The 23162-nt window shown below is 53.0% G+C and carries 17 protein-coding genes; 8 read left to right on the top strand and 9 right to left on the bottom strand.

All coding sequences use genetic code 11. From position 1 onward, the window contains the following. Positions 1 to 628: 628 nt before the first annotated feature. Both ACPXSQ_RS06240 and ACPXSQ_RS06235 read left to right on the top strand, forming a co-directional pair. Positions 629 to 1219, top strand: a complete 591-nt coding sequence (locus ACPXSQ_RS06240) for a hypothetical protein (RefSeq protein WP_282472781.1) — start codon at positions 629 to 631, stop codon at positions 1217 to 1219. After that, on the top strand, positions 1141 to 1479 hold the full coding sequence (locus tag ACPXSQ_RS06235) for a tyrosine-type recombinase/integrase (RefSeq protein ID WP_246873274.1): 339 nt from the start codon (positions 1141 to 1143) through the stop codon (positions 1477 to 1479). The genes ACPXSQ_RS06240 and ACPXSQ_RS06235 overlap by 79 nt, the downstream gene beginning before the upstream one ends. Before the next feature lie 471 nt (positions 1480 to 1950). Here ACPXSQ_RS06235 and ACPXSQ_RS06230 read toward each other — a convergent pair. From ACPXSQ_RS06230 to ACPXSQ_RS06205, 6 genes are all read right to left on the bottom strand, one after another. Then, a protein-coding gene (locus ACPXSQ_RS06230; RefSeq protein WP_426143138.1) for an IS3 family transposase occupies positions 1951 to 3071 on the bottom strand; the annotation gives its coding sequence in 2 pieces (ribosomal slippage) (positions 1951 to 2813 and positions 2813 to 3071; 1122 coding nt in all). 197 nt (positions 3072 to 3268) lie between these two features. Further along, complete coding sequence (locus ACPXSQ_RS06225; RefSeq protein WP_112900513.1) at positions 3269 to 3958, bottom strand: hypothetical protein; 690 nt, start codon at positions 3956 to 3958, stop codon at positions 3269 to 3271. A gap of 92 nt (positions 3959 to 4050) precedes the next feature. Further along, positions 4051 to 4668, bottom strand: a complete 618-nt coding sequence (locus tag ACPXSQ_RS06220; RefSeq protein ID WP_146109129.1) for a hypothetical protein — start codon at positions 4666 to 4668, stop codon at positions 4051 to 4053. Between the two features lie 627 nt (positions 4669 to 5295). Then, entirely contained in the window at positions 5296 to 6009 is a 714-nt protein-coding gene (locus ACPXSQ_RS06215) for an MgtC/SapB family protein (RefSeq protein WP_014605821.1), read from the bottom strand. Between the two features lie 309 nt (positions 6010 to 6318). Continuing rightward, a complete protein-coding gene (locus tag ACPXSQ_RS06210) occupies positions 6319 to 8646 on the bottom strand; it encodes an FdhF/YdeP family oxidoreductase (RefSeq protein WP_029570018.1) in 2328 nt (775 codons plus the stop codon). A 152-nt stretch (positions 8647 to 8798) separates the two neighbouring features. Continuing rightward, complete coding sequence (locus ACPXSQ_RS06205; RefSeq protein WP_013025800.1) at positions 8799 to 8963, bottom strand: DUF2256 domain-containing protein; 165 nt, start codon at positions 8961 to 8963, stop codon at positions 8799 to 8801. A 154-nt stretch (positions 8964 to 9117) separates the two neighbouring features. Between ACPXSQ_RS06205 and ACPXSQ_RS06200 the strand changes: the two genes are divergently transcribed. The 3 genes from ACPXSQ_RS06200 (at position 9118) to ACPXSQ_RS06190 (ending at position 12227) form a co-directional block, all read left to right on the top strand. Further along, positions 9118 to 10452 (top strand): glycoside hydrolase family 10 protein, encoded by a 1335-nt coding sequence (locus tag ACPXSQ_RS06200; RefSeq protein ID WP_181460504.1) that lies wholly within the window; start codon positions 9118 to 9120, stop codon positions 10450 to 10452. After that, a complete protein-coding gene (locus tag ACPXSQ_RS06195; protein WP_105078645.1) occupies positions 10449 to 10886 on the top strand; it encodes a GNAT family N-acetyltransferase in 438 nt (145 codons plus the stop codon). Before ACPXSQ_RS06200 ends, ACPXSQ_RS06195 begins: the two co-directional genes overlap by 4 nt. A 111-nt stretch (positions 10887 to 10997) precedes the next feature. Then, entirely contained in the window at positions 10998 to 12227 is a 1230-nt protein-coding gene (locus ACPXSQ_RS06190) for an MFS transporter (RefSeq protein WP_014593725.1), read from the top strand. Positions 12228 to 12267: 40 nt separating this feature from the next. Here the strand turns inward: ACPXSQ_RS06190 and malT are convergent, their stop codons facing one another. Continuing rightward, positions 12268 to 14970 carry an HTH-type transcriptional regulator MalT gene (gene malT, locus ACPXSQ_RS06185; protein ID WP_029570015.1) on the bottom strand — a complete coding sequence of 901 codons (2703 nt, stop codon included), beginning with the start codon at positions 14968 to 14970 and terminating at the stop codon, positions 12268 to 12270. A 278-nt stretch (positions 14971 to 15248) separates the two neighbouring features. Between malT and malP the strand changes: the two genes are divergently transcribed. The 3 genes from malP to ACPXSQ_RS06170 all read left to right on the top strand — a co-directional run bounded on the left by malP (position 15249) and on the right by ACPXSQ_RS06170 (position 20938). Then, positions 15249 to 17651, top strand: coding sequence for a maltodextrin phosphorylase (gene malP, locus ACPXSQ_RS06180; protein WP_014593723.1), 2403 nt, complete (start codon positions 15249 to 15251; stop codon positions 17649 to 17651). Between the two features lie 8 nt (positions 17652 to 17659). Continuing rightward, positions 17660 to 19711, top strand: coding sequence for a 4-alpha-glucanotransferase (gene malQ / locus ACPXSQ_RS06175; protein WP_426143133.1), 2052 nt, complete (start codon positions 17660 to 17662; stop codon positions 19709 to 19711). A 339-nt stretch (positions 19712 to 20050) separates the two neighbouring features. Next, entirely contained in the window at positions 20051 to 20938 is an 888-nt protein-coding gene (locus tag ACPXSQ_RS06170; protein ID WP_228225193.1) for a helix-turn-helix domain-containing protein, read from the top strand. On the opposite strand, the gene ACPXSQ_RS06165 is transcribed toward ACPXSQ_RS06170, so the two are convergent. Further along, on the bottom strand, positions 20910 to 21938 hold the full coding sequence (locus tag ACPXSQ_RS06165; protein WP_014593720.1) for an alpha/beta hydrolase family protein: 1029 nt from the start codon (positions 21936 to 21938) through the stop codon (positions 20910 to 20912). The two genes, ACPXSQ_RS06170 and ACPXSQ_RS06165, sit on opposite strands and share 29 nt — an antisense overlap. A gap of 264 nt (positions 21939 to 22202) precedes the next feature. After that, positions 22203 to 23123: a maltose operon protein MalM gene (malM, locus tag ACPXSQ_RS06160; RefSeq protein WP_014593719.1), complete on the bottom strand. Its 921-nt coding sequence runs from the start codon at positions 23121 to 23123 to the stop codon at positions 22203 to 22205. Positions 23124 to 23162 lie beyond the last annotated feature (39 nt).

Below are 23162 nucleotides of genomic sequence, written 5' to 3'. Positions count from 1 at the left end.
TTATGACATTAATATGCATCAATTTTCACAATTAGTTTCAAAATGTAATCATCAAAAACACTATCCAACAAAAAATTCGCGCTGAACATGAAAAACCTTTATATTTCTTTCAAAGAAAAAATAAAAATATGAATTTTATTTATATAAAAAAAATCTTTCTAATATTAAAATCCTTTGATTGATGCATAATTCGGATTTAACTTCTAAAAGTTCCATTGAAAATAGTTTGTCAGCGAGATTTCCAGATGCGTTTTGTTGCCTGAAAGGGACAGTGCTTCCACCTTTTTCGATACCTATCAAAGCTATAATCGATGCGTTTGACTAAACTCTCACAGCCGTCTTTTTCATTAATCCATTTCATGCAGGCATTCCAGCTAAGAGTGCCTGGACGCCCTCGTCCTGCCCGCCTTTTTCAGTTTCTCCTTTACCGGCAGAGAGTTAGCTTCTATGACTGCGCGCGAAACGGTGCTGAGGGGCTGCTTTTTATTTCCGGCCGGCCAGGTTATTCTCCCTATACAGGAGAAAAGCCGAAAAACCGATCCGGCGAGGATCGATTTATTCTCATCGAAAACCCTTTACAGATGCGCGAAAATACGTTTCACACCTGCAGACAACGGAGAGTAAAAGTTTGGGTACTTTTCCCCGCGAAATGACGCAGATTTCACACAGCGACGCCAGTGGTCATAATGTGAACAGTTCAGGCGCTGCACGCTATTTTGATTACGAAAGTGCTGTCGCGCTGAGAAACCTGGCGGCCGCCTACGGCACCGACATGCCGCGCTACCTGCTCGCCCCTAAAGTGGCCGTGCTGCTGTCCAAGGTGACCGATCTCCGTAAACGCCTGTTTATCGATACCCTGTGGAACACAGGCGGCCGGCTCAATGAAATACTGCCGCTGACCCGGGGGGATTTTGTGCTGTACGATCCGCTGAGTGCGGCACCGCTCGTCTCGCCGTTTGTGGTGCTCCGCACGCTCAAGCAGCGCAGGCTGGAAGACTCTGCCGGCAGCCGGTCCCGTCGCCGCGGGCGCCCGACAAAAGAAGAACAGCAGGCTGAGCAGCAGGCGCAGGCGGAGATACGCGATAATCCGCCGCGCGCCGTGCCGCTTACCGATCCGGCCTTTGTCCAGCGGCTCAGAGAATGGTTTACGACCGCGCAGCCACTGCCGGCGCACGGCTCTGGGATATCCGGAGCGAAGATACCGCCCGCAGCTGGATAAGCCAGGCAGTTGAGGCCGCAAATCGTGACGGCGTCACGTTCTCCATCCGGCCGGTCACGCCCAGGACGTTCCGGGATTCGTTTGCGATGCACCTGGTTCAGCACCAGGTACCCCAGAAGGTCATTCAGACCCTGATGGGCCACAAGGACGCGAAGTCGACCGAATGGTATACGCGGGTGTTTGCGCTGGACGTGACACGCCAGCTCGGCGTGCGGTTCAGCATGGATGCAGCTCGGGCAAGGGACCTTCTCGGGCAATGATCTGCGCGAATCACTGACACTGCCGCCACGGAAAGGCTTTTACGCAACAGTTATTTTCGGTTTTGTAATGCTGTCGCCCGGACAGTTGCAGTAATGTTTAGCCTCGCAAAGAATAAGAGACGGTGACTTATCCCTCATCAGACGGTTAAGAGGATATTTTTGCAGAACCAACAGGCGCCAGTTAATCTGGTAATTTAACTTAGCTTAACCAGAGTGAAAAGACATCCTGGCCTCGTTGTCAGTCAAGATGCGTGGCCAGACTACAAAGTGCGTAATAGTCACGCATGATCATTCCAGTCTCCAGATGTCTCAGTATCAGTATCTGAAAAGCTTCGTGATGATGTTTATTGCTATCCAGGTCTCCGTGGACTGATGTAGTAGTGGGTGGTCGTCCCTGACTGTAATTATCAAAACTTTTTTTCAAAAATTGAATTGCAGCCTCTGACCAGCCCCCAGTATTAGATACAACCTTCAGTTAGTAATGTCGGTGGGTTTTTCTTCATGTTTCCCGTTTCGCCAGCCTGCTGCAAATTCAGATGGCGTCTGATAATTCAGCGATGAATGAGGTCTGGACTCGTTATAGTCCTGCCGCCAGTCATTAATGATTTTCCGGGCATGAAGAACATCGCTGAACCAGTGCTCATTCAGGCATTCATCCCGAAAGCGACCGTTAAAACTCTCAATAAATCCGTTTTGAGTTGGCTTGCCTGGCTGGATTAAGCGCAGCTCAACACTATGTTCAAAGGCCCATTGATCCAGCGCGCGGCAGGTAAATTCCGGACCATGATCGGTTCTTATTGTCGCAGGATATCCACGAAACAGCGCAATGCTGTCCAGAATCCGCGTGACCTGAACACCTGAAATCCCGAAAGCGGCTGTGATCGTCAGACACTCTTTCGTGAAATCATCCACACAGGTCAGGCACTTAATCCGGCGGCCGCTGGCAAGTGCATCCATGACAAAATCCATTGACCATGTCATGTTCGGCGCATCCGGGCGGAGAAGCGGAAGCCGTTCAGTCGCCAGACCCTTACGGCGGCACCTGCGTTTTACACACAGACCGTTAAGGTGATAGATGCGGTAAACCCGCTTATGGTTGACGTGAAGGCCCTCCCGGCGCAATAACTGCCAGATCCGCCGGTAACCAAATCGCCGGCGTTCAAGTGCCAGCTCTGTGATCCGTAGAGACAGTTGCGCGTCAGCAGCAGGACGCTGGGCCGAATAACGGCAGGTTGAAAGTGACAGACCAGCCAGACTGCAGGCACGGCGTTGCGACAGACCCATTGCCTCACACATGACCTCCACGGCTTCCCGCTTCTGGTCTGTCGTCAGTACTTTCGCCCCAGAGCCACCTGAAGTGCCTCCTTATCCAGCATGGCTTCGGCAAGGAGCTTCCTGAGGCGGGCGTTCTCCTCTTCAAGCGACTTGAGCCGCTTCACTTCGGGAACTTCCATGCCGCCGAACTTCTTGCGCCAGGAGTAAAAGGTGGCATCTGAAATGGCATGCTTGCGACAGAGTTCCCGGGCCGAAACCCCGTCTTCTGCCTCGCGGAGAATACTGATGATCTGTTCGTCGGAAAATCGCTTCTTCATGGGGATGTCCTCATGTGGCTTATGAAGACATTACTAACATCACGGTGTATTAATCAACGGGGAGCAGGTCATATCAACTATGAAATGTGCGTCTACAACTGGATGTCCTACATTGTTAGCATCGAAGCCTGACACTGTAAAAATTGATGTGGCACCTAGTTTTTCCATTATTTTTCCTTAAGATTGCTGTTAATTTTTTATTTTATGGCGCAGTGATAGCTGGGGTAATAATTGAAATTTTTATCAAACAAATCATATTCAACAGCGTAAAAAGAATGACCAACATCAGATGTTTTAAAGAGTATTGAAGGCATACTTATTTCTTTAGCAACACCGTAGAGTATGCTGTCATTCTTTTCTCTGGCAATTGAGTACCAGGCTTTATACCACGAGCAAGAACGACTATCTTCCGGTAACATCAATTCTCCACCAGTATCATAAAAAACATCATAATTCCCCCCCTCTATTTCAGGGTATGTTCTAAAACAATAGGCGAGTGTTTGCTCCTGATTTTTACCATAATGTTCCAGAGCACAGTGTGATAAGTTTTTATAAAACTGACCTCTAAGTGTATAAAATCCTTTATGAATAATTAAATCTTTCAAACCTGAATAAGGATAAATAACGACCATGGTAACTGACAACACAAGAACAAATAAATAATGCCACTTCATTTTTATTAAGCTAAAAAAGAAAATCAGTACATATAAAATAATAATAATGAATTCTGTTGTTGAGTTTAAATGGCCAAGAGCGCTGTATTTTGTGAAGTCAAAATATATATAAGCACCAGGAAGTGACAGGAGTAAAACCAATGTAAACATAGTTGGCTTTACTTTTTTTCTGAATTTATAATTACTTTCTTTTTTTTCCTTACAAAATCCCATTTTTTCCTCATCATTGACTTAACGGCATAATCGGTTTAAGTAATCCTTAATTCACTCTTAATTTAAAATGCACTCGCTTACAAATTAAATGATTACTTCGGCCATGATCCCCATAGATCATACATTTTATCTTCATGCAATTCTGGATTATCTTTTTGTTCTTTTTCAAAAAAAGCATTGAATTTAATATGCCAGAGATTTACCAGATCATCTTCACCTTGTTTCGATTTAATAATATATGTAGGGGTTCGATATGTTCTCTGGTCGTGGATGCATGCGAAAGCGACCTTTCCGTTCAGAGTCACCACTCCTGGATAATTTTCATCTGAATCTGAAGAATTTTCATCAAGATAAAATCGAAATAAGCCTTTTCCTGTTTCAGCTTGCAATATGGTAGATGGTCCATTTGACGGGCTATCCATAGCCCGTTGGATGCTGTTCAGCTGAATGCTTTTCTTTATTCGATGCTGCCGGTAGACAAAGCTTATCAATTCATCTTTTCTAGTCATGCACAATGCAATAGTGTGCCGTGATTTATCAGGGCATGAGAATAATTCAATCTGATGTTTATCACAGAGCGTTGGATAGGCAGTTTCCTTTGTCTCTCTCCACGCTGAGGCGCTGATATGATCAGAGGAATAGGCTTTGGTAGCCAGAGTACTCAATGCGAATGTAGAACAGAAAATGAATGAATGTATAAAGTGCGACATTCCGTATCCTTTATAATGATGAAGCCGTGGCGGAAAAACTTCCTTTTTTTAACATCAAACCTATAATTTATTAAAAACATAAACCGCTCTCATGAGTCGTAAATTTAAAACGCTCAAAAACTTGACTGGTAAATGTTAAACTAAAACATGGTTAATTTGAGCATGTTCAAAATAAATAAAATCATAATGAATTTCTTATTAGATAATTTTTTTCCTACCCTTTGTTTACACTCTGTTTAAATACGGAAATCCATTAGCCTCTTGAATTGAATTGCGCAATTACACCCCAATGACGGAAATTTATTGACACAACATCCAACATTAAAATATAAAAATATACATCTAGTAACACAAGCACATCTCTTTAATGTATTAAGAAAGAAAAACATTAGCGAGATTAACACCCCCCCCGAGGTTGTTAACTCTTTATTTTATGTTCAGATATCTCATGCCAAAATAAGATATACTTAAAGGCGTTTTCCTCAGCATTTTATTTTACATAAAAATTAAATTTTGGATGTCTTTAGCTAAGTATTTTAAAAGCAGGATAGCGACGCTACGCCAATTCTGACCCATACTTCCCCTGCCCGTTCCTCAGAATTCACGTAGCGACGCCTGTTTTTTGTTCTATCCGTTTTCACTCGGATCCAACCCGCACACCTGCCAGCGCACGGAACTGACACCTTTCTCCAGGCTGATGCGGCTCACCAGACTTTCCAGCTGTCCGGTCATGCTGGGCTGTCCCATCACTTCAGCATTCACTTCCATACGATGTGGCGGATCCATATCTTCGCTATGGAGCGACTGCAGGCGCAAGCCGCTGTTGCCCAGGCTGTGCAGCATCAGGCTGCGTACCTGAACTTCATCCTGAGCCAGACAGACAATTTGTACTTTATAATGTTGCACCGCTTCGTCGGCGGAGACGATGGACTGACGATTAATGCCCAGCGCCAGCTCGCGCAGCAGGATATTGGCGCACAGAATCACCATGCAGCCAATCGCGGCTTCAAGCAATAATCCCATGCTGCACAGCACCCCAACGGCCGCGGTACACCACAAGGTGGCGGCAGTGTTCAGGCCACGAACGTTTAATCCGTCGCGCATAATCACCCCGCCGCCGAGAAAACCAATACCAGAAACCACATAGGCGGCAACGCGCGTCGCGTCGCTGGCAATGCCCGGCACACATTGGGTCATAAGAACAAACAAGCAGGCGCCGGTGCTCACCAGCGCATTCGTACGCAAGCCGGTCATACGTTGGCGCAGTTGGCGTTCGCTGCCAATCAGCGCGCCAAGAATCAGCGCAGCCGACACGCGCAGTAAAAAGATTTTCCAGTCCATGATAAACCTCTCTCCGCCACGCACGTATGCGCAGTACGGAAAAATAAAGATGAATAAAATGGATTACAGCGGGCGCTGATGCACAGAGCACATCACGTTATGGAGGGAAGATTGAGCCGCCATCTTAACGCGCAGTTAAGACAGCCAGAAGACTATCTTACTGCAGAAGCCAGGTGTAATCGTTCGGGACTTGTGTCCAAGGTTGATTGCCTCATGAGTAAAATTCCCGGCGATTGTATAGCCATCTGAGTAGAGATTTCCACTCAGATGGCCGTTCGTTAAGGTTTGGTTTAGACCAGCAGAAAACCCTTAGCGGCGCGTTGCGCTATCCGCTGGCGCCTCTGTCTGGGCCAGTTCCATCATTACCGGGGTGCTTTTATAGGAAGGAATACCGCTTTTCGTGTCGTAGCTGTCCAGCGGTATGAGTACGTTAGCCTCGGGATAATAAGCTGCGACCGAACCTTCAGCCATGTCGTGTACGGCAATGGTGAGATTATCAATACGACGATGCGTTGGGTTTCCGTCAGGATCCAGCGCAATCACATTCACCCGATCGCCCATGCGGACACCGTTTTTTTCCGCCTCATTTTCACTGATAAACAACACATCACGGCGTCCTTTGATTCCGCGATAGCGGTCGTCAAGGCCGTACAGCGTGGTGTTATATTGGTCGTGGCTGCGCAATGTCGTCAACACCAGGTCGTGGCACTTCAGCGAGCGCGGATCTTCATTGATGCCTTCCATGACCAGGAACTGCGCTTTGCCCGACGACGTGTGCCAGACTCGCTCGGAGGCGCCGTTGGGTAAACGAAACCCGCCAGGCTGCTGGAGGCGCTCATTAAAGTTTTCAAAGCCCGGCACCACTTTCTCGATGGCGTCGCGAATGAGGCTGTAATCGGCGATCATGCTGTCCCAGTCCACTACCGTGCCCGGCAGTGTGGCTTTCGCCAGGCCGGCAACCAGCGCGGGTTCGGATTTCAGATGCGGTGAGGCAGGATCAAGGGTACCGCGTGATGCGTGCACCATCGACATGGAGTCTTCAACCGTGACGCTCTGCGCGCCGGATTGCTGCCGATCGATCTCTGTGCGGCCTAACACCGGGAACAGATAGCTGTGTTTTGCCAGAAGCAAATGTGACCGGTTCAGCTTGGTGGCCATATGCACGACCATGTCCAGCTTGCGCATGGCAGGAAACGTCACCTGAGGATCGGACATCGCTTCGGCCAGGTTACCGCCGAGGCAGAGCAACGCGTTGATTTTGCCATCCCGTATCGCCTGAACGGCCTGTACCGCACTGTGACCATGTTTGGCCGGTGGCTTGAAGCCAAAAACCTTTTCAAGACTGTTCAACAGGCTTTCGGAGGGAATCTCAGTGATGCCAACGGTACGATCGCCCTGCACGTTAGAGTGACCGCGCAAAGGGCAGATTCCAGCGCCCTTCTTGCCCATATTGCCGCGCAACAGTAGCAGATTGGCAATCTGCTGAACATTTTGCGTTCCATACTGGTGCTGGGTAATCCCCATGCCGTAGCAAATGATTGTGCGTTCAGCATTGGCATAAAGGTGAGCAATATGCTGGATTTGCTCGCGCGTCATACCGGACACTTTCAGGATATGATCCCAGTCTGTCGCAGCCAAATCGGCCTTTAACGCGTCAATGCCTTGCGTATGTTGTTCAATAAAGGTCTCATCGAAGATGCCAGGGTTGCCGTTCGCTTTAGCTTCATCATCCATCGCCAACAAACATTTCATCACGCCTTTCAGCATCGCGGCATCGCCGCCTACCCGAATTTTATAATAGGTTGAGGCGAGTTCCGTTGAGCTGAGGGTTATCATCTGAACCGGACTCTGTGGCGCGGTAAAACGTTCAAGACCGCGCTCGCGCAGTGGGTTGATGGCGACGATTTTGGCACCGCGTTTTGACACCTCCTGCAGGGTTGCCAGCATGCGGGGATGGTTGGTTCCAGGATTGTGACCGATGCAAATCACCAGATCACAGTGGTCAAAATCATCCAGCTCCACCGTGCCTTTGCCGATGCCAATGGATTCGGGTAAGCCTACGCTGGTTGGCTCATGGCACATGTTTGAGCAGTCGGGGAAATTGTTGGTCCCAAACTCGCGGGCAAACAGCTGCCAGAGAAACGCCGCTTCGTTAGAGGCGCGGCCGGAGGTGTAAAACTCCACGCTGTCGGGATCCTGATAACTCCGCAGTCGCTCGCCAATTTCGTTAAAGGCCGTTTCCCATGCAATGGGCTGATAGGTATCGCTGGCGGGATCATACTTCATCGGATGCGTCAGTCTGCCCTCGCCTTCAAGCTCATGGGCATTGCGCCCCCATAGCTCGGTAACGGTATGCGCCGCAAAAAATTCAGGTGTGGTGCGTTTGCTGGTTGCTTCCCAGGAAACCGCTTTTGCGCCGTTTTCACAGAACTCAAACGATGAAGTATGCTTGGGATCGGGCCAGGCGCAGCCCGGACAGTCAAACCCTTCAGGTTGGTTGACCTTGAACAGCGCAATGACATCCTGGGTTACCGCCATCTGTCCGCGAATGGCACCGGCCACTGCTTTTAACGCGCCCCAGCCGCCCGCCGCACCGTCATAGGTATGAATGCCTGATGTGCTCTCTTGCTCTTTCATATTGCTCCACAATCACTGTTATTGGCTTTTCTTTAAGCCTGGTACAGTAATTGCGTTGGTGCGTGGGAACAGTGATGTAAAAGCCAGGATAACTTTTGCTAAATGTTACATGGCGGGTTATCGCAGGCAAAACCACAGGATTTTACCGGCTTTCAGGCATCGGCATTTGTGGCTCGCCGCTGCCGGCGGCAGCGCTCGGAGCAATATTGCACCTCTTCCCAGCACTTTTCCCACTTTTTACGCCATGTCATCGGTTTCTGGCACTGTTTGCAATAGCGAACCGGCAATGACTGTTTATTGCCTTTAAATGTTTTCATTTATCGCTCCTTTGCTCAGGTTACGCCTCAGCATAAAAAGTTCAGGCGCCGGGTAAGGCAAACTGCGTGACCTGATGCTGGCAGGGCTGATTGACTTTGCGGCAAATAGGATCAGAATAGCCTGCATCAAGGACTGCGCTACACGGAGTTTATCATCATCAGCCTTCGCGATCTTTTCCGCCTTAACGCGGCGGTAAAACCCGGCCTGTTAGCCTCGGCTTTACTGCTGGTCAGCTGTGCCTCGACGCCGCCTAAGTCACTGGTTACGCCTTTTCCGCCTATCAGTAAACCTGCGCAGCCTTCTCAACCGGTGCCGCATAACGCACCCATGCGCGGCGTCTGGCTCACCACGGTTTCACGCCTCGACTGGCCGCCGCTCGCCTCGGTGAATATCAGCAGCGACGACGTGCGCATCCGGGTGCAGAAAAAAGCGTTGACGGATAAGCTGGATAAACTGAAAAGTCTGGGAATCAACACGGTGTTCTTCCAGGTTAAACCTGACGGAACCGCGCTCTGGGACTCAAAAATCCTGCCCTGGTCAGACATGATGACCGGGAGAATTGGGCAGAATCCGGGCTTTGACCCGCTGCAGTTCATGCTCGATGAAGCGCACCGGCGCGGTATGCGGGTACATGCCTGGTTCAATCCCTACCGTGTATCGGTGAATACCAAACCTTCAACAGTAGCCGAGCTAAACCGCACGCTGTCGCAACATCCTGCCAGCGTATTTGTGCTCCATCGTGACTGGATTCGTACCGCGGGGGATCGCTATGTGCTCGATCCGGGCATTCCTGATGCCCGTGACTGGATAACCAGTATTGTGGCTGAGGTGGTCAAGCGTTATGACATCGATGGTGTGCAGTTTGACGATTACTTCTATGCCGAGTCTCCCGGCTCTGCCCTGAACGACAGCCAGACCTTTATTAAATACGGTCAGGGCTTTGCGTCCAAAGCAGACTGGCGCAGACATAATACACAGTTGTTAATCGAGCAGGTTTCCCACACCATCAAGCAGCTCAAGCCGAATGTAGAATTTGGCGTCAGCCCTGCGGGCGTCTGGCGCAACCGCTCACATGATGCGGCAGGCTCAGACACGCGCGGCGCGGCCGCTTACGATGAATCTTACGCGGATACGCGCCGTTGGGTGCAGGAAGGGTTGCTGGACTATATCGCGCCGCAAATCTACTGGCCCTTCTCGCGCAGCGCTGCCCGCTATGATGTGCTGGCAAACTGGTGGGCTAACGTCGTCAAGCCGACCAAAACTCGCCTGTATATCGGTATCGCCTTATATAAAGTTGGCGTGCCGGCCAAAAATGAGCCTGAATGGACGATTAACGGTGGCGTGCCGGAGCTGAAAAGACAGCTGGATCTTAACGATTCCCTCCCGCAGATTGATGGCACTATCTTGTTTCGTGAAGATTTCCTGAATCAGCCGCAAACGCAGGATGCCGTGAATTATCTGCGCAGCCGTTGGGGGCAGACTCGATGATTCATACCGACATCGTCCCCGGCAGCGCACCCGCGCTACAGACGCTGACGGCCCGCCTGTCAGCCGAGCTGTTGGCAATAACCGGCGACAACGGAACCCATCACTTTACGCCATCAGACGGGGCGCTGTGGATACTTGCCACCGATGAAGTGGGTAACGCTGTTGGCTGCGGCGCACTCGTGCATGTTTCCGCTGAAACCGCCGAACTGAAACGCATGTTTTCAACCCGACAGCACGCGGGAACCGGCGCGGCGCTGCTGTCAGCCCTAGAGCAGCTTGCCCGGGCGCGCGGCTACAAGGCAATTCGCCTTTCTACCCGCGTCGTTAATACCCGTGCGGTAGCGTTTTATCAGCGTCACGGCTATCAACAAACCGCGCGCTATGGTGTGTACAAGGATAAGCATGTGTCGGTTTGTCTGAGTAAAACGTTATGAGCATTAACAATTATTTTACTAATTTGCCATAAATAGCACGTTTGTCAGCACCGCCATTTTTTCGTGGAGTAAGATACGTCAATAAACGTAAAGCCTTAAGCGGAAATCTTCATGTCTGATTACACCAGTGACGTAAAATCAAGCCAGCCGGATCTGCCCCCCACCGTTGACGACAGCCAGAAGATTCTGGTGTCGATTCTTGGCGCGGTCGCATTTTCCCACTGCTGTAACGATTTTATCCAGGCCATGCTGCCATCGATTTATCCCTTGCTGAAAACCAACTTTACGCTGAGCTACGCGCAGATTGGTTTGATCACGCTGATCTATCAGATGACGGCGTCGCTGTTGCAGCCCTGGATCGGCCTGTACACCGACAAACATCCCAAACCCTGGCTGCTGCCGTCTGGCATGGTTTCGACCCTGATTGGCATCGGACTCCTGGCGATGGCCCCGCACTTCTCCGTGGTGTTGGTTGCTTCGGCGCTGATTGGCGTTGGCTCTGCAACCTTTCACCCGGAAGCCTCGCGGGTTGCAAGAATGGCATCGGGCGGCCGCTTTGGTACGGCACAGTCAACGTTTCAGGTCGGCGGTTATATTGGCACGGCGTTTGCGCCTTTAGTGGCGGCGATGCTGATTATTCCGCATGGACAGATAGCGGTCGGCTGGCTGATGATCATTGCGCTGTTTGCGGTCATTATTCTTTCCGGCATCAGCCGCTGGACGGTGAAACACGGCCATGCGCACATGAAAAAACACAACCTTCAGGCGCTGCGGTCGCTTTCTTCGCGGGATGTCAAAGTGGCGTTGTCCGTGGTTGGCGTGCTGCTGCTGGCAAAATTTACCTATATTGCCTCAATCAGTAACTACTACATTTTTTACCTGGTTGAGCGCTTTCAGCTCCCGATTCCGCAGGCGCAGATCTACCTGTTTACCTTTCTGGCCGCCGTCGCGGTTGGCACGCTGGCCGGCGGACCGATTGGCGATCGCATTGGCCGCAAAGCGGTTGTCTGGATCTCGTTTCTGGGTGTTATCCCGTTCTCGCTGCTGATGCCGCATGCCAATTTGTTCTGGACCGTGGTGCTGACCGTTTGTATCGGCCTGGTCTTTTCATCAGCATTTGCCGCGCTGGTTGTGTACGCGCAGGAAGTGTTGCCCGGCCGTACCGGGATGGTGGCCGGGATTATGTTCGGCACCATGTTTGGCATTGGCGGTATCGCCGCGGCGGCGCTGGGGAAACTGGCTGACGGGTACGGTATCACTACCGTGTATAACGCCTGTGGCTTTCTTCCGCTGCTGGGATTTGCCACGTTACTGATGCCTGATACACGTCGGGTTAACTAAACCGCGCGAACAGGCAGCGCGTCGCTGCCTGTTGCCTTTCTCAGACGTAACCCATCATTTTCAGCATCGACTGCGCCTGAGTCATCGCCTCAGCCCGATGCGTAATCCCCAGCTTCTGATAAAGATTCCGGATATGGGTTTTGATCGTGGTTGAGGCTACATCCAGCTCCGCCGCAATCTGCTCGTTGCTGTAGCCGGAATAGATCAGCCCCAGCACCTGCCATTCACGCTGCGTTAGCGGACTGGTACGAATCAGCTCGGGCACGTCAGGATGATTCAGCAAACGACTGACAAAGCCTTCATCAAAATGGGCAAATTTGTGACGATGATACTTATTGATCTCGTTAAGGATGCGGCGCGCGCGGTGGTTATCCAGCTCATCAAGGGTATTCAACTGCAATAACTGACGCAGCTGTTGCGCCATGGATTCGCCCTGCACCACAAAGTGGCTAATGAACCCCGTGCTGCGGGCCAGCCGGAGCGCATCCAGCAACGCATGCTGCGCTTTTGCACGCTGATCGGTTTCCCAGTAAATCTGGTTCAGCAGCAGTACATTACGGTTGAGATCGCTCATCAACTGCAAGGGGCGCGCATTTTCATTAAGCTCGTCGAGAATCACTTCTGCCTGCGTGTAATGCCCGAGCAAAATCTGTGCCCGTGCCACGTTTCGCCACTGGCCCTGCAAAAAATGGTTATTGGCGCAGGCCGGTTTAGGTGTCTGACGCAGCCACTCACTGGCGCTTTGCGTATCGCCGGTCATTTGCCAGTACAGCACTCTGACCTTATCGGCATTGGCGAGCCAGTCATTGTGCCAGCGGCCGTTGTTTAGCAGGTTTTCCAGCCGGTTCAACAGGCTGCGTGCGTTGTCCAGGTTGCCCCGGGCAATTGCGCTTTGCACCAATAAGCCCAGGCACTGTATTTGCTGCTGAGGCTGATAACCCTGCAGCACTTTCATGCCCTCGCGTGCCGCCTGCTCGGCTTCATCCAGCCTGCCCCAGGCCCACAGCAGCTGGGCGCGGATACGCAACAGAAACTCATGCAGCGGAAAGTGTGAAAGATGCTGCTCTTTGACCAGCACGAAGGCCCGCTGCTGAGTCTCGTACGCCGTTTGCAGAAAGCCTTGAGCAAACAAAATTTCGCTTTGCTGGATCAGGCTCCAGAGCACATAGTGCCAGGCTTCATCCCGCCGCGCCATTTGCTCTGTCTGGCGCATCAACTCCAGCGAGTTACTCAGCTCGCCTTTACAGTGCATGACTTCGCCATGTACCGAGGTTGCCACGATACGGCTGTAGTGGCGGCTCTCAGGCAGCGTATTCAGCGCCAGCATCGCCAGGCGTTCCGCCTCATCGGCATTGCCATCGTTAATGGCGACCTGTGCCAGTAACGCGTTAAATTCACCGCGTAATACCGCATCAATTTCGCACTGGCTTTCCTGCTCAAATCGGGCCAGCAGGCTGTTCACCTCTGCGTAGCGGTGTTGGCTTTGCATCAGCCAGGCCTGTAACAACACCAGGCTGGGATTATCGAGCCGCATCGCCCAGGGCAGTGCATTCAGCGAGGACTCCAGTAAAGGCAGCTCGCTTTGATTAAACAGCGACCATGCGTGCTCGGTTAACACATCACGCAGCATCTCCGCGTCACCGGAAGCACGCGCATGATGAATCGCCTCGCTCGGGAAGCCCTGCGCCATCCAGCTGGTTGCCGCCGCCCGATGCAGCGCCGGAAGTTCGGCAGCCAGTTCCCACTGGCAACGCTGTTGCAGGAAACTGCCAAACAGAGGGTGATAGCTAAACCACTGGCCGGAGTCATCCATCCGCTGCAGAAACAGCCCCTGCCGCTCAATGTCTTCCAGCCAGCACTGGCCGTTATCCTCGCCTGTCACCTGGGTAATCAGCGGCGCGTTAAGTGAACGCAGCAGCGAACTTTTCAGCAGAAAATGGCGCGTGGTCAGACTGACGTTATCCAGCACTTCCTCAACCAGATAATCGGTTAAGTGGCTGGCATTGATCCCTGACAGGCGACGCGCGGAGTGCTGGGCCGCGCCCGCCCCCTGTCGGGCCGAGAGCGCGATAAGCTGCAGCGCCGTGGCCCAGCCTGCAACGTCATCACACAGGCGTCCCGCATCTTCGGACTCCAGCGGCGCAGGCAGGCGGGCATCGAAAAACTGCTGCGCCTCCTGATGGGTAAACGCCAGTTGCTGACTGCTCAATTCCATCAACTGCTCGCGAACGCGCAGGTTGGCGATCCCCAACTGGGGAAGATTACGCGAAAGCACCACCAGGGTAACGTTTTCAGGTTGATGGCGTAAAAAGAAACGCATCGCTTCATGAATCACCGGATTGGTGATGTGATGGTAATCATCGATAATCAGCCACAGCGGTTGATGCCAGGCATGAAGCTCATTGAAAATCTGCGTAAACAGCGCATTCAGATTCACGTACTGCCGTTTGTTTGCCAGCGCTTCGCTCCGGCTACAGCTGCCGTGCGTGGCCTGCTGCAGGGCGGCAATTAAATAGTCCGCAAAACGCTCTGGCTGATTGTCACTTTCATCCAGGGAGTACCAGCCCAAATCGGCTTTGTCTGCAGCCCACTGCGATATCAGGGTGGTTTTGCCATAGCCTGCAGGACTGGTTACCAGCACCAGGCGGTAGTTACCTGCAGCGGAAAGTTTTCGTATCAGCCGCTCCCGTTTCACCGTGGCTTCATGGCGGACAGGACGGCTGAGTTTAGAGGGGATTAACATGTACGCACGCTTCTCCGTTAACGTCTGGCGCATCATTTTTTTACGCTTCGTAATTATTCCTCACACGTTCAGCTATCCCTCCTGATAAAGCAAGCGGACGCTTTAGCGAATCTTCACAAAAGCGAGTCTAATCACACTTAAGTGAAATTTTCAGACTTGCCTCACCGTCTCCTCCCTTGCCCTCATCCTGACGGAACTTTTGCCAGGAGGATGAGCGATTCCGCGCGCAAGGGCAGACTCATCCTCATTCCCATTCTTTGTCGACAGGACACCCGGCTATGACACAGCACCCTTTTGATCGTTCCCGTTTTGACGCTGCGCTGACGCGCCAGTGGCAACGCTTTGGCCTGCATGATGCAGGAGAAATGACGCCATATCAGTGGTGGCAGGCTCTGAGCGGCGCGCTGGCAGAAATGCTCAACGCGCTGCCCGCCCGACCGGCATCCGGCGATTTGCGCCATGTGAATTACCTCTCTATGGAGTTTCTCACCGGGCGACTGACCGGCAACAACCTGCTCAACTTAGGGTGGTTCGACGGCGTTAATACGGCACTGAAGCAGTGGGATGTTTCGCTGAGCGAGGTGCTGGAAAGCGAGAGCGATCCGGCGCTGGGCAATGGCGGACTGGGCAGGCTGGCGGCCTGTTTTCTGGACGCGATGGCCACGGTGGGTCAGCCCGCAACAGGCTATGGCCTGAACTACCAATATGGCCTGTTTCGTCAGCGCTTTGTCGAAGGTGAACAGGATGAACTGCCCGACGACTGGCAGCGCGACCGCTATCCCTGGTTTACACATAATGCTGCGCTAACGGTGCAGGTAGGCCTGGGCGGCAAAGTCGTGGCAGAGAATGGTAAAACGCACTGGCAGCCTGCGTTTCAACTGGAGGGCGAAGCCTGGGATCTGCCGGTCGTGGGCTTTGAGAATGGCCTCACGCAGCCTCTGCGGCTGTGGCAGGCAAAACATGCGCACCCTTTCGATCTCAAAACGTTTAACGGCGGCGCTTTTTTACGAGCGGAAAAGCAAGGCATTAATGCGGAAAAACTGACCAAAGTGCTTTACCCCAACGACAACCATCAGGCAGGAAAAAAACTGCGCCTGATGCAGCAGTATTTTCAGTGCGCCTGTTCGCTGGCAGACATCCTTCGTCGTCACCGTCTGGCGGGCCGTGCCATTGAAACCCTACCGGATCATGAGGTGATCCAGCTGAATGATACGCACCCAACGCTGGCTATTCCTGAACTGATGCGGCTATTGCTGGATGACCATCAGCTCAGTTGGCAGGACGCCTGGCACCTTACCCAGCGCACCTTTGCCTACACCAACCATACGCTGATGCCGGAAGCGCTGGAGTGTTGGGATACTCACATCGTGCGCAGCCTGCTTCCGCGGCACATGGAGATTGTTAACGCCATCAATACCCAGCTCAAAGAGGCGGTTAACCGGCAGTGGCCTGGGAACAAGGCCGTCTGGTCGAAACTGGCCATCGTGCACGGTAAGCAGCTGCGCATGGCCAATTTATGCGTGGTGACCTGCTTTGCGGTAAACGGCGTGGCCGCCCTGCACTCGCGGCTGGTAAAAGACGATCTGTTCCCGGAATACGTCACCCTGTGGCCGGAAAAATTCCACAACGTCACCAATGGCATCACGCCACGCCGCTGGATTCATCAGTGTAATCCCCGACTGGCGGCGCTTATCGGAAAAACGCTTAATCAGCCCTGGCTCAACGATTTGGATGCGCTTCAGGGGCTGGAAAAACAGGTGGATAATCCGGAGTTTTGCACGGCGTACCGCGAGATTAAACAGCGCAATAAAGTGGATTTGGCCTGCTGGATTGCGCAACGCACCGGGATTAAGGTGAATCCCGAGGCCCTGTTTGATGTGCAAATCAAACGGCTGCACGAGTACAAACGTCAGCATCTCAGCTTGCTGCATACCATCGCCCTATGGCAAACCCTGGTGAGCGATCCTCAGGCGAACCGCTGTCCTCGCGTCGTGATCTTCGGCGCGAAAGCGGCACCGGGCTATGCGTTGGCTAAAAATATCATTTTTGCCATCAACAAGGTGGCCGACGTCATCAACACCGATCCGCGCGTGGCCGATCGCCTCAAAGTGGTGTTTATTCCCGACTACAACGTCTCTGTGGCAGAACGGCTTATCCCGGCCGCAGACCTGTCAGAGCAGATTTCACTGGCGGGCAAAGAGGCCTCGGGCACCGGCAACATGAAGCTGGCCCTGAACGGCGCACTGACCATTGGCACGCTCGATGGTGCGAACGTGGAGATTTCTGAACAGGTCGGCGATGAGAATATCTTTATTTTTGGTCATACGGTAGAACAGGTTAACGCCCTCAAGGCCGCTGGCTATGCTCCGTCAAAATGGCGCGAAAAAGACGCCCAGCTCGACCAGGCGCTAACGTCACTAGAGGATGGTACGTTCAGCGCAGGCGACCGGCACGCTTTTGATCTGCTGTTGCACAGTCTGGGGGCTAAAAACGGCGATCCTTATCTGGTGCTGGCCGACTTCCGGCATTACCTCAACGCTCAGCAGCGCGTTGAAGCACTGTGGTCTGATAAAGCGGCCTGGACGCGCGCCACGATACTCAACACCGCTCGCTGCGGCATGTTCAGCGCCGACCGGTCGATTCGTCACTATCAGCAACGTATCTGGCAGCGTAAACGCTAAGGATCAGCATGAAACCACTTCATTATCCGGCCGGGATCGGCAGGGTAGCCACTGAATATGTTGATGCGCATGGGGCGGTCCGGCAGGTTTCTGCATCGACCCGCGATCGCTTGCTGGCGGCGATGCAGCCGGGCCCTGGCCCTGGCGTTATCCCACCGGTCGCCGTCTTTACCCAGGGTTTGCCCATCCGTTTAACGCCCTCTCTGGCTGGCCCGGCACGCTGGCACCTGGAGGGCGAATCGGGTGAACGCTGGTCAGGGCACTGCGAGCCTGAGGCGTCTTTGACGCTCCCGGCGCTGCCTGAAGGTTACCATCTTCTGACGATAAACGCGGATGCACAGCAATCGAGGTGCCAGATAATAGTGACACCGTCACGTTGCTATGAGCCGGAGGCCTTGCTACGGGGCGAGAGACGCTGGGGAACCTGTGTCCAGCTCTACGCTTTACGATCGGATCAGAACTGGGGAATCGGCGATTTTGCTGACCTGCGGGACATGGTGAAGGCGGTTGGCATGCGCGGCGGCGCTTTTGTGGGGCTGAATCCCCTGCATGCGCTTTTTCCTGCGTTACCTGATGATGCCAGCCCCTATAGCCCGTCTTCCCGGCGCTGGCTCAACGTGCTCTATATCAGCGTTCCTGAGGTTGAGGACTTTAACCTGAGTGCCGCTGCGCAGTGCTGGTGGCAGTCGGATGAAACGCAACACAGGCTGCACCAGGCGCGTCACGCGCCCTGGGTCGATTATTCGACGGTGGCATCACTTAAGCTGGATGCCCTGCGGTTTGCCTGGCAGCAGTTTATGCAGCGTGATAAAGAGGATAGTCAGGTCGAGGCATTTGAGGCGTTTGTGGCTGAGGGCGGTGAAAGTCTGCTGCATCAGGGATTGTTCGATGCCCTGCAGGCCTGGCTTCGCGAAGAAGATCCCCTGCGTCACGGCTGGCAAACGTGGCCCACTGCCTATCAACAACCCGATACGGCCGCCGTACACGCGTTTCGGATTGAAAATGGCGATGAGATTCGTTTCTATCTCTGGCTGCAATGGCTGGCGGCGCGTCAGTTTGCCGCCTGTTGGCACCTGTGCCAGCAGCACCAGATGGCACCTGGACTTTATCGCGATTTGGCCGTTGGCGTCGCCGCAGGGGGATCGGAAACCTGGAGCCAACGCGGGCTTTACTGTTTAGCGGCCAGCACAGGCGCCCCGCCGGATATTCTGGGCCCACTTGGCCAGAACTGGGGGCTGCCGCCAATGGACCCGCAATCTTTGTATGATCGGGCATATGAACCCTGGATTACGTTGCTGCGTGCGAATATGCGCGATTGTGGGGCGTTACGTATCGATCATGTCATGGCTTTGCTGCGACTGTGGTGGATTCCGCAAGGAGAAACGGCCGCCGCAGGCGCGTATGTCGCCTATCCCATTGACGACCTGCTCGCTATTCTGGCGCTGGAAAGTCAGCGCCAGCGCTGCATGGTGATTGGTGAGGATTTAGGCACGGTGCCGGAGGCGATTGTCGATAAACTCCACAATGCTGGCGTCTACTCGTATAAGGTGCTCTATTTTGAGCAAAACTCGCACAAGGGCTTTCGCCCACCTGCGGCATGGCCGCGTCAGGCAATGGCTGTAGCCACCACTCACGATATGCCAACGCTCCGTGGCTGGTGGCAAAGTGACGATCTGACACTGGGGAGCCAACTGGGGTTGTATCCTGATAAAGCGGTGCTTGCCGGGCTGTATCATCAGCGCCGGGCAGCCCGATCGGCGCTGCTTCAGACCCTGACGCGCCACGGTTACCTCAAGCCCAAAGGGCGGGTTCAGGCAAACAGTCCGCGCATGAGTCTGTTACTTAACCAGGTTATCCATCAGTATCTCGCGGACTGCACCAGCGCCCTGCTGGGTTTACAACCCGAAGACTGGCTGGATATGGCCTCGCCGGTTAATGTGCCGGGCACGGTAGAGGCTTATCCGAACTGGCGGCGTAAGCTAAACCTGTCGCTGGAGGCGATGTTTGCAGATAAGCGTATCACGGCATTGCTGGAGGAGATTTCCCGGCGTTATTCGTGATTTATCAGGCGATCCAGGGATAAGTTTCAGGCGTGATCCCGGATCGCTGAAATCGTTGTCGCAGAGGCTGTTCAATGCGGTCAGCATGAAGAGCAGTACACCAAAATGGACTGGCGTGAGAAAACACAGGCAGAACATAAGGTTTGCGTTTAGCTATCGATTCGTGTTTTTTACTCTGTAAAATGGACGCCATTCTGGCTTTTGAGTTAGCGTATGTTTTCGATTCCCTTTCCTGCTTTGACGTTATTTGCACTACTGATATTAATGATGATGCTCATTCGTTCTGGTAAGCGCGAATACCGTGGGGCAATGATGTTTATTGCAGCGTCAGCAGGACTAATGGCCTTGAGTATAATTAGGTGGGAATGGCATTTCTCTCTTCTTAAACCCCTGCAGGCTATACTGGCAACACTCTTACCCGCAGTGGCCTGGTCGTGCTTTAGCGGCCTTACGCATCAATCCCGTGCGCGTCGCCTTAAGCTGGCTGTTATCCCTGTTTATACTGCCATCATCGTCCAGTTGTGCCTGCCCGTTCTGACCGATGCTCTGTTGTTTCTGATTTATGCAGGTTATGGCATCGCACTACTACGTGCAGCGACAAACGGAGCTGATTTTTTTGTCGAATCACGCTTTAGAGAAGCCTCCATAACGCAGAAAATGACCTTTTTTGCGGGCTGTTTTCTTTGCTTCTCGGCACTCACCGACGCGGTTATCAGCAGAATGATGAATATTGCCCCGCAATTAATTGCCCTGTTTCAGGGAATGACGCTACCGTTACTTTGTATTGCCATTGTCCGGGCAGTAAAGAGCGTTCCTGCGGGTGAAACTCACGCCGAAGAAACGTCATCCCTTACCGATGATGAGGCAAAGGATGCGACGCTTGAGCCCTTATGCCTGCACATCGAAAACCTTGTCCGCGCACACGCTTACTATCTTGATACCGATCTTACGCTGAACAAGCTTGCACGCAAACTCGATATTCCAGCACGGCATATTTCTCGCGCGGTAAACGCTACACGGCAGTGCAACGTTTCGCAGTGGCTCAATGGGTTTCGTATAGAAAAGGCGCAGGACATGCTGCGCCAGCCACAGCTAAAAATTACCGACATCATGCTTGAAACCGGGTTTATCAGTAAGTCGAACTTCAACCGGGAATTTATGCGCATTACGGGGAAAACCCCCACCGCATTTCGTCAGGCTATGGATGATAGTGCAGCGCGGTGTTGAGAAACGCACTGATTTTACCGATCAACATGTTGTGAAGTGCGTTTCTGTTCATGCCCTGTCCATCCCGGCAGACTTCCCCTTCGCCCGGCGCGCTTTGCTCAATCAGCGCCTCCCCCTGCGGTTTGCATTGCTGCATAAAGCTAAAATGGGTCGCGCCAGGGATAACACCATAAGTGACAACGTCACTCGACAGTGCCTTTGCCAGATACTGCGATTCAAGCGAGGCAGGCAGCGCCGGCGAATCTACACCTGCCGCTAAGATCAGCACGGGCAGCCGAATATGCCCCAGACTCTGCGTCGTGAGTCCGCGAGCTAACCCTAAATCCAGCGCCACTACCGCCTTAATGCGCCGGTCTTGCAGGTCTGAGCTCAGGTGGCTGGCCCCTTGCCTGTTATCAAGGCCCAGTGTTGTCATTAGCCGACAGCTGGACAACTCAGCATGTTGGATGCAGTCATGAGCAAATTGTTGCGGGTCAAAACGCGCCCCCGCTAATTCCATTACCGTCCAGCCGCCAAGAGAATGCCCGACAGCGGCGATTCGTTTCACGTCAGCACGCCCTGCCAGCAGGGGATCGTACAGAATCCGCTCCAGTGCCATGATTAAATCCTGCGGACGCCGCCAGAGCTGTCTGGCGTGTGCCGATGTTAAATCCGACGTCGTGGTACCGGGATGATTGGTCGCAATCACGATATATCCCTGCTCAGCCATCGCGTCGGCCAGCCATGCAAGGTTGCGCCAACTCCCGCCATAACCATGAGATAACAGTAATACAGGATGTAAGCCGGGCAAGGGTTTAGCATTTCGCACCACGCTGACACCTGTAAACGCGGGATTATCCGCAATGTTTTCCTTGGGCGACGACGCTGCACTGGGATACCACACGGCAACCTCAACCGGGCGTTGCTGCTCGCCTGCTATGAACTGGCGAAAGCCGTTGCTGGCCATCGCAGAATGACTAAATACGATGAGTGAAAAAGAGATTATCAGACGTATTAACATGATGAAGGCTCCAGTTGTGATAGAGCCTTTTTTGTATCAGTGCCGACGGTTACGCGCGTCCTGGAACGCGATCGGGTACCTTAATAACATCATTCAGGCTGAGGATTGCGCAAAGCCTGACCAAAAGTATCAGCGTCTTTGAAAGAGAAAGACGCGAATTTACGCCAGAACGGAACAGGTTAAGCGCGAGGGACAGGTCACTGACCTCATAAAAAAGGTGCGCCTCAGCGCACCAGATGGAACAAATCAGCACTGCCGGAGTGATTACCCCTTGCCTTTAACACTGCTGATAAAGGTTTGTCGCGCAGACGTCGAGCCGAGCCGTTCGGCCTCATCCAGCAGTCTGAGCGCTTTATCAATATTGCCCTGCGCCGACGCCTGGCGAATGGCATCGTTAAAATAGCCTTCGGTATCCTGAACAATAGGCTGTGTTTTCGCTGCAGGAGCCGCAGTGGGCGCACGACTGTCTGCCGCCGGTTGACTGTTTCCGACCGTAACCGGAGCCGGGCCAGAGGATCCAAACAACGGCCCGACCAGTATTGAGGAATCCGAGCGGGTACTCAGTTTTATTTTTACTGTGCCAGATGTTGTATGACGGGCAACCGGATCGGGAATATCGGGAACGGCATGGCCGGTGCCTTTGGCATAGGCTTTTGCCGGATCAACCAGCGTTGTGGTCTGAGCAAGATCCGTCTCTGTGGTGAATACCAACAGATAAATTTTTTGCTGTCCGGGAACCGGGGTCAACTTCATCACGCCTTCCAACCGGTCAGCGGCCATCACGCCAGGTTGCTGATAAGAAAACCAGCGGCTGGGGAACCAGGCGGCCGGACGCAGGTTTTCGTCCAGAATGAGCACGTTGGGCGCAAAGACCTGGTTCTGCTGTACCTCACTGCTTAAGGTGATTGTCAGCTCGCCCAGCGTGGCAGGCAGGCTGTAAGCGGCGACCGGCCCGGTGATACCGGCAACGTTTAGCGGACTATGCCCGGCCGTTAACGTCGTTACCTGCGGCCGTGCGGTATCCAGGGGTTGCCAGTGCATGCTCTGCAGGCTGGTAAGCGGAATGTCGGGCGCTGCAGAGACATCCTGCGGCATCAGATTGATCGCGGCCCGTGCAGGCAGACTGTGTCCTGCCAGCAGGAGCGCGCTCAGGCAAAGTGCGGTGAATGTTTTATACGTTTTCATTTTTAACCTCGAGAAACGGGCAGGCCGCGGCAACGCAGG

Source organism: Pantoea sp. EEL5, from assembly GCF_049892805.1.
GTDB classification, from domain to species: Bacteria; Pseudomonadota; Gammaproteobacteria; order Enterobacterales; family Enterobacteriaceae; genus Pantoea; species Pantoea ananatis.
The sequence above is the reverse complement of the archived record's forward strand: the minus strand, read 5'-3'. Positions and strand labels throughout refer to the sequence as shown.

Coding starts and splice junctions, on each gene's coding strand:
- ACPXSQ_RS06235 (WP_246873274.1), top strand. CDS start 1,141: ATGGTTTACGACCGCGCAGCCACTGCCGGCGCACGGCTCTGGGATATC.
- ACPXSQ_RS06225 (WP_112900513.1), bottom strand. CDS start 3,958: ATGGGATTTTGTAAGGAAAAAAAAGAAAGTAATTATAAATTCAGAAAA.
- ACPXSQ_RS06220 (WP_146109129.1), bottom strand. CDS start 4,668: ATGTCGCACTTTATACATTCATTCATTTTCTGTTCTACATTCGCATTG.
- ACPXSQ_RS06215 (WP_014605821.1), bottom strand. CDS start 6,009: ATGGACTGGAAAATCTTTTTACTGCGCGTGTCGGCTGCGCTGATTCTT.
- ACPXSQ_RS06210 (WP_029570018.1), bottom strand. CDS start 8,646: ATGAAAGAGCAAGAGAGCACATCAGGCATTCATACCTATGACGGTGCG.
- ACPXSQ_RS06205 (WP_013025800.1), bottom strand. CDS start 8,963: ATGAAAACATTTAAAGGCAATAAACAGTCATTGCCGGTTCGCTATTGC.
- ACPXSQ_RS06195 (WP_105078645.1), top strand. CDS start 10,449: ATGATTCATACCGACATCGTCCCCGGCAGCGCACCCGCGCTACAGACG.
- ACPXSQ_RS06190 (WP_014593725.1), top strand. CDS start 10,998: ATGTCTGATTACACCAGTGACGTAAAATCAAGCCAGCCGGATCTGCCC.
- malT (WP_029570015.1), bottom strand. CDS start 14,970: ATGTTAATCCCCTCTAAACTCAGCCGTCCTGTCCGCCATGAAGCCACG.
- malP (WP_014593723.1), top strand. CDS start 15,249: ATGACACAGCACCCTTTTGATCGTTCCCGTTTTGACGCTGCGCTGACG.
- malQ (WP_426143133.1), top strand. CDS start 17,660: ATGAAACCACTTCATTATCCGGCCGGGATCGGCAGGGTAGCCACTGAA.
- ACPXSQ_RS06170 (WP_228225193.1), top strand. CDS start 20,051: ATGGCCTTGAGTATAATTAGGTGGGAATGGCATTTCTCTCTTCTTAAA.
- ACPXSQ_RS06165 (WP_014593720.1), bottom strand. CDS start 21,938: ATGTTAATACGTCTGATAATCTCTTTTTCACTCATCGTATTTAGTCAT.
- malM (WP_014593719.1), bottom strand. CDS start 23,123: ATGAAAACGTATAAAACATTCACCGCACTTTGCCTGAGCGCGCTCCTG.